Origin of the sequence: Streptomyces sp. NPDC048111 (genome assembly GCF_043202815.1) — a bacterium.
Lineage (GTDB): Bacteria > Actinomycetota > Actinomycetes > Streptomycetales > Streptomycetaceae > Streptomyces.
Map to the genome: position 1 here is coordinate 31,111 of NZ_JBIDBD010000043.1, position 12,068 is coordinate 43,178.

Here is a 12,068-nt window from a genome sequence, read left to right on the forward strand (position 1 = left end):
CCATGGCTGAGGCTCAGAACATCCCGGCCGGTTCCACCACGGCCGGCTCGATCGCGGTGGCCGCCGAGTCGACCGTCGCCACCCGCATGAGCGCCCCCCCGTCCTTCGACGTCGCGGACTTCCCGGTCCCGCACGGCCGTGAGGAGGAGTGGCGGTTCACGCCGCTGGAGCGGCTGCGCGGGCTGCACGACGGCACCGCCGTCGCCACCGGCGACGGGGTGAAGGTCGCCGTCGAGGCGCCCGAGGGCGTCACCGTCGAGACCGTCGGGCGCGACGACGCCCGCCTCGGCAGGGCCGGCACCCCGGTGGACCGCGTCGCGGCCCAGGCCTACTCCTCCTTCGAGCAGGCCTCCGTCGTGAGCGTCCCCAAGGACACGGTGCTCACCGAGCCGATCCGCATCGCCGTGCACGGCGAGGGCGGTGTGGCCTACGGCCACCAGGTCATCGAGCTCGGCGCCTTCGCCGAGGCCGTCGTGGTCATCGACCACACCGGCGACGCGGTGCTCGCCGCCAACGTCGACTACCTCCTGGGCGACGGCGCCAAGCTGACCGTCGTCAGCGTCCAGGACTGGGACGACAAGGCCGTCCACGTCTCCCAGCACAACGCCCTGATCGGCCGCGACGCCACCTTCAAGTCGTTCGTGGTCACCTTCGGCGGCGACCTGGTGCGGCTGCACCCGCGGGTCGCCTACGCCGGCACCGGCGGTGAGGCCGAGCTGTTCGGCCTGTACTTCACCGACCACGGCCAGCACCAGGAGCACCGCCTCCTGGTCGACCACAACACCCCGCACTGCAAGTCCAACGCCGTGTACAAGGGCGCCCTCCAGGGCGAGGACGCGCACGCCGTGTGGATCGGCGACGTCCTCATCCAGGCCGCGGCCGAGGGCACCGACACCTACGAGATGAACCGCAACCTGGTTCTGACCGACGGCGCCCGCGTGGACTCCGTGCCGAACCTGGAGATCGAGACCGGCGAGATCGCCGGCGCCGGTCACGCCTCGGCCACCGGCCGCTTCGACGACGAGCAGCTCTTCTACCTGATGTCCCGCGGCATCCCGCCGATGGAGGCCCGCCGCCTGGTCGTGCGCGGCTTCTTCGCGGAACTCGTCCAGCAGATCGGCCTGCCGGACGTCGAGGAGCGCCTGCTGGCGAAGATCGAGACGGAGCTGGAGGCCTCCGTCTGATGGCCTTCGTCAAAGCCTGCGCGCTGAGCGAGCTGGAGAGCGACACCCCCAAGCGGGTGGAGATCGACGGCACGCCGGTGTCCCTCGTCAAGACCGGGGGCGAGGTGTTCGCGATCAACGACATCTGCTCGCACGCGAACGTGTCGCTCTCGGAGGGCGAGGTCGAGGACTGCGCCATCGAGTGCTGGCTGCACGGCTCCAGCTTCGACCTGCGCACCGGCAAGCCCTCCGGCCTTCCCGCGACGCGCCCCGTGCCCGTATACCCCGTACAGATCCAAGGGGACGATGTGCTCGTCTCCGTCACCCAGGAGTCCTGAGTTCCCCATGGCAACGCTTGAAATCCGCGACCTGCACGTCTCCGTCGACACCGAGAACGGTACGAAGGAGATCCTCAAGGGCGTCGACCTGACCGTGAAGCAGGGCGAGACCCACGCCATCATGGGCCCCAACGGCTCCGGCAAGTCCACCCTGGCGTACTCGCTGGCCGGGCACCCCAAGTACACGATCACCAGCGGCACCGTCACGCTCGACGGCGAGGACGTCCTGGAGATGTCCGTCGACGAGCGCGCCCGCGCCGGCGTCTTCCTCGCCATGCAGTACCCGGTCGAGGTCCCCGGCGTCTCGGTCTCCAACTTCCTGCGCACCTCCGCCACCGCCATCCGCGGCGAGGCGCCCAAGCTGCGCACCTGGGTGAAGGAGGTCAAGTCCGCGATGGAGCAGCTCCAGATGGACCCGGCCTTCGCCGAGCGCAACGTCAACGAGGGCTTCTCCGGCGGTGAGAAGAAGCGCCACGAGATCCTCCAGCTGGAGCTCCTCAAGCCGAAGATCGCGATCCTCGACGAGACCGACTCCGGCCTCGACGTCGACGCGCTGCGCCAGGTCTCCGAGGGCATCAACCGCGTCCGTGAGAACGGCGAGGTCGGCACCCTCCTGGTGACCCACTACACGCGCATCCTGCGCTACATCAAGCCCGACCACGTCCACGTCTTCGCGGGCGGCCGCATCGTCGAGTCCGGCGGCGCCGAGCTCGCCGACAAGCTGGAGTCCGAGGGCTACGCGTCGTACACGAAGGGTGGCGCTTCCGAGTGACACAGCTGCCGGGCCTCCTCACCGAGTCCGCTCTCCTGGACGAGGCGATCCGCAAGGACTTCCCCTTGCTGGACCGTGTGGTCCACGACGGGAAGAAGATCGTCTACCTCGACAGCGCCGCGACCTCGCAGAAGCCGCGCCAGGTGCTCGACGCGCTCAACGAGTACTACGAGCGGCACAACGCCAATGTGCACCGTGGTGTGTATCTGGTCGCCGAGGAGGCCACGGCGCTGTACGAGGGCGCCCGTGACAAGGTCGCCCGTTTCATCAACGCGCCGAGCCGCGACGAGGTCATCTTCACCAAGAACGCCTCGGAATCGCTCAACCTGGTCGCCAACATGCTGGGCTGGGCCGACGAGCCCTACCGCGTGGACAGCGACACCGAGATCGTCATCACGGAGATGGAGCACCACTCCAACATCGTGCCGTGGCAGCTGCTCGCACAGCGCACCGGAGCCAAGCTGAAGTGGTTCGGCCTGAGCGACGACGGCCGGCTCGACCTGTCGAACATCGACGAGATCATCACCGAGAAGACGAAGATCGTCTCCTTCACGCTGGTCTCCAACCTGCTCGGCACCCAGAACCCGGTCGAGGCGATCGTGCGCCGCGCGCAGCAGGTCGGCGCGCTGGTCTGCATCGACGCCTCGCAGGCCGCGCCGCACATGCCGCTGGACGTCCAGGCGCTCCAGGCCGACTTCGTCGCCTTCACCGGCCACAAGATGTGCGGCCCGACCGGCATCGGCGTGCTGTGGGGCCGCCAGGAACTCCTGGAGGACCTGCCGCCGTTCCTGGGCGGCGGCGAGATGATCGAGACGGTCTCGATGCACTCCTCCACCTACGCGCCGGCACCCCACAAGTTCGAGGCCGGTACGCCCCCGATCGCGCAGGCCGTGGGCCTGGGCGCGGCCGTGGACTACCTCTCCGCGATCGGCATGGACAAGATCGCCGCGCATGAGCACGCGATCACCGAATACGCGGTCAAGCGCCTCCTGGAGGTTCCCGACCTGCGGATCATCGGCCCCACCACGGCCGAGGACCGCGGCGCCGCGATCTCCTTCACGCTCGGCGACATCCACCCGCACGACGTGGGCCAGGTCCTGGACGAGGAAGGCATCGCCGTCCGCGTCGGCCACCACTGCGCGCGCCCGGTCTGCCTGCGCTACGGAATTCCCGCGACCACGCGAGCGTCGTTCTATCTGTACTCCACGCCCGCCGAGGTCGACGCCTTGGTGGACGGCCTGGAGCACGTACGAAACTTCTTCGGCTAGGAGTCGACACGTGAAGCTGGATTCGATGTACCAGGACGTCATCCTGGACCACTACAAGCACCCGCACGGCCGGGGCTTGCGGGACGGTGACGCCGAGGTGCACCACGTGAACCCGACGTGCGGCGACGAGATCACCCTGCGCGTGAAGTACGACGGCTCCCGCATCGAGGACGTCTCGTACGAGGGCCACGGCTGCTCCATCAGCCAGGCCAGCGCCTCCGTCCTCAACGACCTCCTGGTCGGCAAGGACCTGGCCGACGCGCGGCGCATCCAGGAGACCTTCCTGGAGCTGATGCAGTCCAAGGGCCAGCTGGAGCCCGACGACGCGATGGAGGAGGTCCTGGAGGACGCGGTGGCCTTCGCCGGCGTCTCCAAGTACCCCGCACGCGTGAAGTGTGCTCTGCTGAGCTGGATGGCCTGGAAGGACGCGACCGCCCAGGCACTGGGCGAGGTCGCCGAAAGGAAGACGGCATGACCGAGAACGCACAGGCGGCGATCAAGCCGGCGACCGAGGAAGAGATCCGCGAGGCGCTGTACGACGTCGTCGACCCCGAGCTGGGCATCGACGTCGTCAACCTCGGCCTGATCTACGGCATCCACATCGACGACTCCAACGTCGTCACGCTGGACATGACCCTGACGTCCGCGGCCTGCCCGCTGACCGACGTGATCGAGGACCAGGCGAAGGCCGCGACCGACGGCATCGCCAACGAGCTGAAGATCAACTGGGTCTGGATGCCGCCGTGGGGCCCCGACAAGATCACCGACGACGGCCGCGAGCAGCTGCGCGCCCTGGGCTTCAACGTCTGAGCCGACCGTCGTGCACAAAAGCCCCCGCCACCCATGGTGACGGGGGCTTTCGCATGGCAGGGTGCGGGAACGGATTCCGGGCGCCGCCCCGGCCGGGCGACCGCTGATCGGCCGACGTTCGCCCGCCGGACGCCTCCCGTACGCCCGCGCGTGGCGCGGCGACCGGAACCTACTCGACGAGACCCCGCCGACGAGAGGCAACCCCGTGCCGCATCACCCCCCGCTCCGCCGTACCCGGGCCGCCGCGGCCACCACCGGAGTCCTCGCCCTGGCCTCCCTCGGACTCAACCCCCCGGCGCACGCCGCGAGTTACGGCACGCCCACCATCGCGCTCTCTGCGTCCTACCTGTCCGGAGCCGTCGGTGCCAGTGGTGACCCCGTGGTCACCGTGACCGTCGCGCAGAGCGGCGCCGACGCCTCCGCGCTCACCGTCGCCGCGTCCGCCAGCAGCAGAAGCTCCGTCGCCGCGACCGGGGACGTCCACGTCAGCGGGACCGGCGCCGGGCGCCAGGTGTCCGTGACTGCGCACCAGCGCGGCTACACCGACCTCACCCTCAAGGTCACCGGCCTCGGCGGCAAGAGCGCCACCAAGACGCTGCACTACGCCGCCTCCGCCGCCGTGCGCGGCGCCGCCGACACCCGCTACCTCACCGGCTCCAGCGACGCCTCCGCCGCCGTGGACGTGGGCGGCGGCTACGTCGTCGTCGCCGACGACGAGTCCAACACGCTGCGCCTGTACGACCGTTCGGCCTCCGGCGCGCCGGTCAGGACCTGGGACTTCAGCTCCCGGCTCGGCGTCTCCAAGGAGATCGACATCGAGGGCGCGGCCCGCGTCGGCAACACCATCTACTGGACCGGCTCGCTCGGCAACAACAAGGACGGCGAGTACAAGGCCGACCGCAACACCGTCTTCAGCACCACCGTCACCGGCTCCGGCGCCGCCACCCAGCTCGGCGTCGGCGGCTCGTACAAGAAGCTGCGCGACGGCCTCGTCGCCTGGGACCACGCCAACGGCGACCGCTTCGGCTTCGCCGCCGCGACCGCCGACGGGCAGGCACCCAAACAGATCGACGGATTCAACGTGGAGGGCCTGGAGTTCGCACCCGGCTCCACCAGCACCGCCTACCTCGGCTTCCGCGCCCCACTGGTCCCGCCGGCCAACGGCGGCAAGGCACTGATCGTGCCCGTCACCAACTTCGACAAGGTGGTGGCCGCCGGCGCCAAGCCCGCCTTCGGCACCGCCATCCAGCTCGACCTCGGCGGACTCAGCATCCGCGACATCCGCAAGAACGCCGCCGACCAGTACCTCATCGTCGCCGGGTCCTGGGCCGCGGACGACAACTCCGACCCCTACGCGGTCTACTCGTGGGACGGCGTCGCCGCCCACGCCCCCGTCAAGCGCGCCGACCTGCCGACCGACGACCCGGGCGGCTGGGAAGCCGTGGTGGACGTGCCCGACCTCCAACAGCCCGGCGCCCGCGCCCAGTTCATCACCGACGACGGCTCCGCCGACCTCTACGGCGACGGCACCGACGCCAAGGACCTCACCCACGCCGAGTGGAAGAAGTCCCGCGCCACCTGGTTCACGGTGACCGGCTGACCCGCCGCTACCAGGAGCCCGCCGGCGCAGCCGCCGCCGGCGGGACACCGGCCGCCCGGGCCAGGCCGGGAGCCAGCTCCTCGCGGCGGATGCGCTGGTCGATGTAGAGCAGCCCGGCGCCGAGCTGGGGCAGCGTCGTCGTCAGGAACTGACTGATGACCGTGCCGACCAGATACAGCACCACGAGGACCACGACGGCCCCCACCGCGGCCCCGGCCGAATGGCTCGACATCGCCAGCGGCATGGCGGCGAACAGCCCGCCGTAGGTGAACGGCAGCTGGACGAAGTAGCCGATCACCCCGCTGATCACGGCCACCAGGGCCAGAATGCCGAAGGTGCGCCACCAGGCGCCCTTCACCAGCCGCGACGACCGGCGCAGCGCCTCGACGGGCCCCTGGTTCTCCAGCACCGCCGCCGCCGGCGCGAAGGCGAAACGCACCCACAGCCAGATCCCCACCGGGGTCAGCGCCAGGGTGGACAGCGTGAACCCGACCATCAGCAGGACCGGCAGTTCGCGGTGCGCGGAGCCGGCCAGGAGCCCCGCCACCATCAGGGCGACGAACAGCAGCGTCGCGGCCAGCACGACGCCCCACTGCGCGGCCAGCGTGCCGAGCACCGCCGGAAAGCGCGACCAGGCCTTGCGCCACACCGCCCCGAACGGTGAACGCCGGCCGAGCACCGCGTCCTGGAGCACGGCCGGCGCCACCGCGTACATCAGCGCCGTCGCCACCAGCCACAGCGCCATCGCCACCACCAGGACGACCGCCCCGGCGATGATCACCGGATCCACGTCCGAGCGCGCCACGTGCCACGTGCCGTAATGCGCTTCGAAGACCGGGTCCACGTGGTCGTGGACCGCGGCCACGGCGATCGCGACGACCCCGCCGAACACCAGCGCCGCGACCCCGTACGCGATGAGCGCCACCCCGAACAGCTGCTTCCAGTGGCGGCCCAGCGCGCTGAAGGAACCGCCGAGCACATCGCCGAGGGCCAGCGGCCCGAGCGGTATCACTCCGGGCTTCGGCGGCGGCGGCGTCCAGCCCCCGCCCCAGCCGGGCCCCCACATCGGCGGCGGCCCGCCCGGGCCCCATCCGGGCGGCGGCCCCGCCGGACCACCCTGGCCACCAGGGCCCCATCCCAGGTCGTGCGTCATCGCGAACCCCCCGCTTCCCGTGCGACCACGCACGTCCCGTCCCCTGACCGATCGCCCTTACGGTAGTGGGCCCCACCTGCCGGTACGGTCGGGGGCATGCTCTGTGACCTGGCCGGAACACGCGGGGACCGCTGATGGGCCGCCGTTACGACCCCGACCGGCGGCGGCGCATCATCGACGCGGCGATCCGGGTGGTCGGCGAGCGCGGCATCGCGGGCCTCAGCCACCGCAGCGTGGCCGCCGAGGCCGATGTGCCGCTCGGCTCGACGACGTACCACTTCGCGACCCTCGACGAACTCCTCGTCGCCGCGCTGCGCCAGGCCAACGAGGGCTTCGCCGCGGCGGTGCGCGACTGCGCGAGCCTGGAGGCGCCCGGCGCCGATCTGGCGGTCGAACTGGCCCGCCTCATGGGGGAGTGGCTCACCGGGGACCGGGCCCGCGCCGAGCTGGAGTACGAGCTCTACCTCGCGGCGCTGCGCCGCCCCGCCCTGCGGCCGGTCGCCGCCGAGTGGACGGAGTCGCTGGCCCGCCTCCTGGGCCGGCACACCGACGAGGTCACCGCACGCGGACTGGTCGCCGTGATGGACGGCATCTGCCTCCAGTCCCTGCTCACGGGCGACGCGTACGACGAGACGTACGCGAAGGAGCTGCTCGGCCGGGTGGCGCGCCGGACGCGGTAGTGCGGTTGCGCGGCAGGGCAGTGGCGCGCCGGACGCGGCAGGGCGGCAGCGCGGTTGCGCGGCAGGGCGGTGGCGCGGCAGCGCGGTGGCGCGGGAGGGCGGTGCGCGATGTGTACGGGTGTACGCATCGACGGATATCCTTCCCCCATGCCCTACGTCCTGCTCGCCTGCGCGATCGGCTCGGAGATCGTCGCGACGTCCGCGTTGAAGTACAGCGAGGGCTTCACCCGGCTGTGGCCCTCGCTGATCACCGGCGCCGGGTACCTGCTGGCCTTCTTCCTGCTGTCCCTGACGCTGAAGTCGATGTCCGTGGGCACCGCGTACGCGATCTGGTCCGGAGTGGGCACCGCCGTCATCGCCGCCGTCGGCATGCTGTTCATGGGCGAGGCGATGACGGCCGCCAAGCTCGCCGGGATCGCCCTGATCATCGGCGGTGTGGTGCTGCTCAATCTCGGCGGCGCCGCGCACTGAACGACGTCACGCGCCGGCCCGCACCACCGCGTCGAGCGCGGCCCGCACGCTCTCCTCGATGTCGGTGATCGGATACAGCGCCTCGATCACCGTACGGTCCCGGTCGACCACCAGGGTCAGGCGCTTGAGCCGGCTCACGCCCGCCGTGCGGAAGGTCGGCAGGCGGAGCGCTGCCGTCAGGTCGAGGCCGGCGTCCGAGAGCAGCGGGAAGCGCAGGGCCTCCTTGTCGGCGAACGCGCGCTGCTCGTCCGGGCGTTGGGTGGAGACGCCGTGCACGCTCGCGCCGGCGGCCGTGAAGGAGGCCAGCTGGTCGCGGTAGGTGCAGGACTCCAGGGTGCAGCCGCGCGCGCCGGGGATCCCGGCCCAGCCCGGCGGGTAGGACTCGGCGCGGGCGTAGGCGCCGGGGAAGCAGTACAGGACCGTGTAGGGCGTCGACGGGGCGACGGGATCCCTCAACTGTCCGTCAAAATCTGTCAGTTGAAGCTCCGGCACCCGGGTGCCGACCAGCTCCCGCACCCGGTCGGTCTCGCCCGACGCCTCCGTCGAGGTGGCCATGGTCTCTCCTTCTCCCAGCACCCAGGTGTCTCCCCAGTCCTGGAGTGCGATCAGTACGGGCAGCAGGGCACGGCCGCGCGGGGTGAGGCGGTACTCGTGGCGCACCGGGCGCTCCTGGTACGGCTCGCGCACCAGGACCCCGTACTCCACGAGCAGCTTGAGGCGTTCGGTGAGCACCTTGCGGGACATGCCGAGCTCCCGCTGGAGCGCGTCGAAGCGGTGCACTCCGCGCGCCGTGTCGCGCACGATCAGCAGGGTCCACCAGTCGCCCACCACGTCCAGGGCCTGGGCGATGGCGCAGTGTTCGTCGTCGAGTCGGGTGCGTTGGGGCATGCGCCCATCCTTCCGTGACGGGGGTGGCCCTTCGTCCCCACCCGGTTGACCTGCCGAGAAGCATGCTGCCATAGTCAGTTCCCATAAGGAACTCACACCGGTCCGTCAGGGGCCGCGAGCTCGGGGGGCGGGCGGAGTGACCACACTGCGGGCGGTACCGAAGGCCGTACGGCTGCTGTGCTGCGGCATCTTCTTCAACGCCGTCGTCAGCTTCACCTTCATCTACCTCTTCGTCTGGCTGACCGGCCCGCGCGGGCTCACCGTCGCCCAGGCCGGACTGATCAGCGGGATCGGCGGGGTCGGTCTCGTCGCCGGGAACTTCACGGGCGGGTGGTTCGGCGACGTGTACGGCCACCGCCGGGCCCTGCTGGCCGGCGCCGCGCTGAGCGGCAGCGCCCTGTGCGTCGTCGCGCTGCTGCCGACCGCCGCCCTCTACGTCGTGCTGCCGCTCGCCCAGTACGCGGCCGGCGTGGTCAGGGCGGCCACCTCCGCACTCATCGCGGTCGGGGTCCCCGAGGGCGCCCGCCGCCAGGGCTTCGCCGTGATGCGCTTCGCGAGCAACGCCGGATTCACCATCGGGCCGCCGCTCGGCGCGCTCGCCGCCGCGCGCTTCTCCTACGACTGGCTCTTCGTCGCCGACGGCGTGGGCACCCTGCTCTTCGCCGCGTACGCGGCGCGCGTGCTGCCCGGACGCGGCGCCGGCCGGCCGGCCGTACCGCGCGCCACCGGGGGGCCGGGGCTGGCCGCCGAACTGAAGGCGCGCCCCGCCGTCCTCGTCCTGCTCGCCGCGATCGTCTGCGTCGACCTGGTCTACCGCCAGCAGTACTGCACCCTGCCCGTCTTCCTCGGCGACCACGGCTTCGACGCCCGCGCCTACGGCTGGCTCCTCGCCATCAACGGCGGCGTCATCCTCTGCCTCGAACTCCCCGCCGCCCACGCCCTGCGCCGGCACGCCCCGCTCCCCGTGATCGGCGCGGGTCTTGTCCTGGTCGGACTCGGGTACGCGGCTCTGGTGCCCGGCGCCTCGCCCGGAGCGGCCGTCGCCCTGATGGTGTCGCTCACCCTCGGCGAGATCCTCTACAAGACCACCGCCACCGCATACGTCGCCGACCAGGCACCCGCTCATGCCCAGGGCCGCTTCCAGAGCCTGTACGCGGGCGCGTCCATCAGCGGGCAGGTGCTCGCCCCGCCGCTCGGGGGCGCCCTGTACGCGGCGGCGCCCGGACTGCTCTGGCCGCTGTGCGCGGGGCTCGCGGTCCTGGCGGGCGTGGTCGTGCTGGGTGCGGGGCGGCTGCCGGGACGGGGCCCCGCCGCGGACACGGGCCCGTCACTTGAGACCGGTTCGCCCCGGCGGGCCGCGGCCGGTTAGGTTTTGGGTCATGACCGACACGACTGCTCCTGCTTCGACCGGCGCCGCGGCCGCCGGACTCGCCACCATCGCCGCCGACGGCACCGTCCTCGACACCTGGTTCCCCGCCCCCGAGCTCCTCGCCGTCGCCGAGCCGGGCCCCGCCGGAACCGAGCGGCTGTCCGCCGAGCGTGCCGCCGAACTGCTGGGCGCCGGTGCGCTCAAGGCCGTCGGCGCCGACGAGCGCCGCGGGGTCGAGGTCGTCGCCGTCCGTACGGTCATCGCCTCGCTCGACGACAAGCCGCTGGACGCGCACGACGCCTACCTGCGTCTGCACCTCCTCTCGCACCGGCTCGTCAAGCCGCACGGCCAGAACCTGGACGGCCTGTTCGGGCTGCTCTCCAACGTGGCCTGGACCTCGCTCGGCCCGGTCGCCGTCGACGATCTGGAGACCGTCCGCCTCAACGCCCGTGCCGAGGGGCTGCACCTCCAGGTGACGTCCGTCGACAAGTTCCCGCGCATGACGGACTACGTCGCGCCCAAGGGCGTACGCATCGCCGACGCCGACCGGGTGCGCCTCGGCGCGCACCTCGCCGAGGGCACCACGGTCATGCACGAGGGCTTCGTGAACTTCAACGCGGGCACGCTCGGCACGTCCATGGTCGAGGGTCGCATCTCGGCCGGGGTCGTCGTCGGCGACGGCTCCGACATCGGCGGCGGCGCGTCCACGATGGGCACGCTGTCGGGCGGGGGCAACGTCCGCATCGTCATCGGCGAGCGGTGCCTGGTCGGGGCCGAGGCCGGGGTGGGCATCGCGCTCGGCGACGAGTGCGTGGTCGAGGCGGGGCTGTACGTCACCGCCGGTACGCGGGTCACCATGCCGGACGGGCAGATCGTGAAGGCGCGGGAGCTGTCGGGGGCGTCCAACATCCTGTTCCGGCGGAATTCGGTGACGGGGGCGGTTGAGGCTCGGCCCAACAATGCGGTGTGGGGTGGGCTGAACGAGGTTCTGCACGCTCACAACTAAGGTTCTGAGCTCTTGGCCGGCCCGGCTGACCCCCGCGGTGCGCCCCGGCCCCGGGTCTGGCCCCGGGCCTGCCCCGGTTCTGGTTCCGGGCCTGCGCCGGCCCCCGGGGTGTGCCTCGGCCCCGGGCCTGCGCCGGCCCCGGACCTGCCCCGGCCCCGGACCTGCCCCAGCCCCCTGGGGTGTGCCGGCCCCGGGTCTGGCCTCGGCCCCCGGGCCTGCCCCGGCCTCCGGGGTGTTGGGCGGCCCGTCTGTGACGGGGGTTGTACGGGCCGGTCTGGGCGGGGCTGGGCCGCGGGCCCCGCAGTGCTGACCAACCGGTCTGTCCGTGACGGGGGTTGGATGGGCAGCCGGCCTCCTGGGGCTCCGCCCCAGACCCCGAGGGGTTCGCCCACCCGCCCGCCCGTGCAGGGGGCTGGATAGGCCCGGCCCCTGGGGCTGTGCCCCAGACCGCTGAGGGGCTCCGCCCCTCGGACCCAGGCGGGGCTTTGCCCCTGCACCCCCGGGGGTTTGCCCACCCGCCCGCCCGTGCAGGGGGGTTGGAGGGTGACGG

13 protein-coding genes are annotated in these 12,068 nt (G+C 71.9%); 11 read left to right on the forward strand and 2 right to left on the reverse strand.

Going from position 1 to position 12,068, the window contains the following annotated elements; all coding sequences use genetic code 11:
- Nucleotides 1-2: 2 nt before the first annotated feature.
- The 7 genes from sufD to ACGF3I_RS33435 all read left to right on the forward strand — a co-directional run bounded on the left by sufD (nt 3) and on the right by ACGF3I_RS33435 (nt 5,951).
- Nucleotides 3-1,184, forward strand: a complete 1,182-nt coding sequence (gene sufD / locus ACGF3I_RS33405) for a Fe-S cluster assembly protein SufD (protein ID WP_393138750.1) — start codon at nt 3-5, stop codon at nt 1,182-1,184.
- Nucleotides 1,184-1,501 carry a bifunctional 3-phenylpropionate/cinnamic acid dioxygenase ferredoxin subunit gene (locus tag ACGF3I_RS33410; RefSeq protein ID WP_267053846.1) on the forward strand — a complete coding sequence of 106 codons (318 nt, stop codon included), beginning with the start codon at nt 1,184-1,186 and terminating at the stop codon, nt 1,499-1,501. Before sufD ends, ACGF3I_RS33410 begins: the two co-directional genes overlap by 1 nt.
- Before the next feature lie 7 nt (nt 1,502-1,508).
- A complete protein-coding gene (sufC, locus tag ACGF3I_RS33415; protein WP_393138752.1) occupies nt 1,509-2,273 on the forward strand; it encodes a Fe-S cluster assembly ATPase SufC in 765 nt (254 codons plus the stop codon).
- Complete coding sequence (locus tag ACGF3I_RS33420; RefSeq protein ID WP_393138754.1) at nt 2,270-3,541, forward strand: cysteine desulfurase; 1,272 nt, start codon at nt 2,270-2,272, stop codon at nt 3,539-3,541. The genes sufC and ACGF3I_RS33420 overlap by 4 nt, the downstream gene beginning before the upstream one ends.
- A gap of 10 nt (nt 3,542-3,551) precedes the next feature.
- Entirely contained in the window at nt 3,552-4,016 is a 465-nt protein-coding gene (gene sufU, locus ACGF3I_RS33425) for a Fe-S cluster assembly sulfur transfer protein SufU (RefSeq protein ID WP_393138756.1), read from the forward strand.
- Complete coding sequence (locus ACGF3I_RS33430) at nt 4,013-4,351, forward strand: metal-sulfur cluster assembly factor (RefSeq protein WP_393138758.1); 339 nt, start codon at nt 4,013-4,015, stop codon at nt 4,349-4,351. The genes sufU and ACGF3I_RS33430 overlap by 4 nt, the downstream gene beginning before the upstream one ends.
- Nucleotides 4,352-4,556: 205 nt before the next feature.
- Nucleotides 4,557-5,951 carry a DUF3616 domain-containing protein gene (locus ACGF3I_RS33435; RefSeq protein ID WP_393138760.1) on the forward strand — a complete coding sequence of 465 codons (1,395 nt, stop codon included), beginning with the start codon at nt 4,557-4,559 and terminating at the stop codon, nt 5,949-5,951.
- A 7-nt stretch (nt 5,952-5,958) separates the two neighbouring features.
- Here the strand turns inward: ACGF3I_RS33435 and ACGF3I_RS33440 are convergent, their stop codons facing one another.
- Entirely contained in the window at nt 5,959-7,104 is a 1,146-nt protein-coding gene (locus ACGF3I_RS33440) for a hypothetical protein (protein ID WP_393138762.1), read from the reverse strand.
- Between the two features lie 134 nt (nt 7,105-7,238).
- Here ACGF3I_RS33440 and ACGF3I_RS33445 point away from each other — a divergent pair, with 134 nt between their 5' ends.
- Nucleotides 7,239-7,784 carry a TetR/AcrR family transcriptional regulator gene (locus ACGF3I_RS33445; RefSeq protein WP_393138764.1) on the forward strand — a complete coding sequence of 182 codons (546 nt, stop codon included), beginning with the start codon at nt 7,239-7,241 and terminating at the stop codon, nt 7,782-7,784.
- A gap of 147 nt (nt 7,785-7,931) precedes the next feature.
- Entirely contained in the window at nt 7,932-8,255 is a 324-nt protein-coding gene (locus tag ACGF3I_RS33450; RefSeq protein ID WP_393138767.1) for a DMT family transporter, read from the forward strand.
- A 6-nt stretch (nt 8,256-8,261) separates the two neighbouring features.
- Here ACGF3I_RS33450 and ACGF3I_RS33455 read toward each other — a convergent pair whose 3' ends face one another.
- Nucleotides 8,262-9,143, reverse strand: a complete 882-nt coding sequence (locus ACGF3I_RS33455; RefSeq protein ID WP_393138769.1) for a winged helix-turn-helix transcriptional regulator — start codon at nt 9,141-9,143, stop codon at nt 8,262-8,264.
- A gap of 136 nt (nt 9,144-9,279) precedes the next feature.
- Here ACGF3I_RS33455 and ACGF3I_RS33460 point away from each other — a divergent pair, with 136 nt between their 5' ends.
- Entirely contained in the window at nt 9,280-10,512 is a 1,233-nt protein-coding gene (locus tag ACGF3I_RS33460; protein ID WP_393138771.1) for an MFS transporter, read from the forward strand.
- A gap of 10 nt (nt 10,513-10,522) precedes the next feature.
- Nucleotides 10,523-11,518 (forward strand): 2,3,4,5-tetrahydropyridine-2,6-dicarboxylate N-succinyltransferase, encoded by a 996-nt coding sequence (gene dapD, locus ACGF3I_RS33465; protein ID WP_393138773.1) that lies wholly within the window; start codon nt 10,523-10,525, stop codon nt 11,516-11,518.
- Nucleotides 11,519-12,068: the final 550 nt, after the last annotated feature.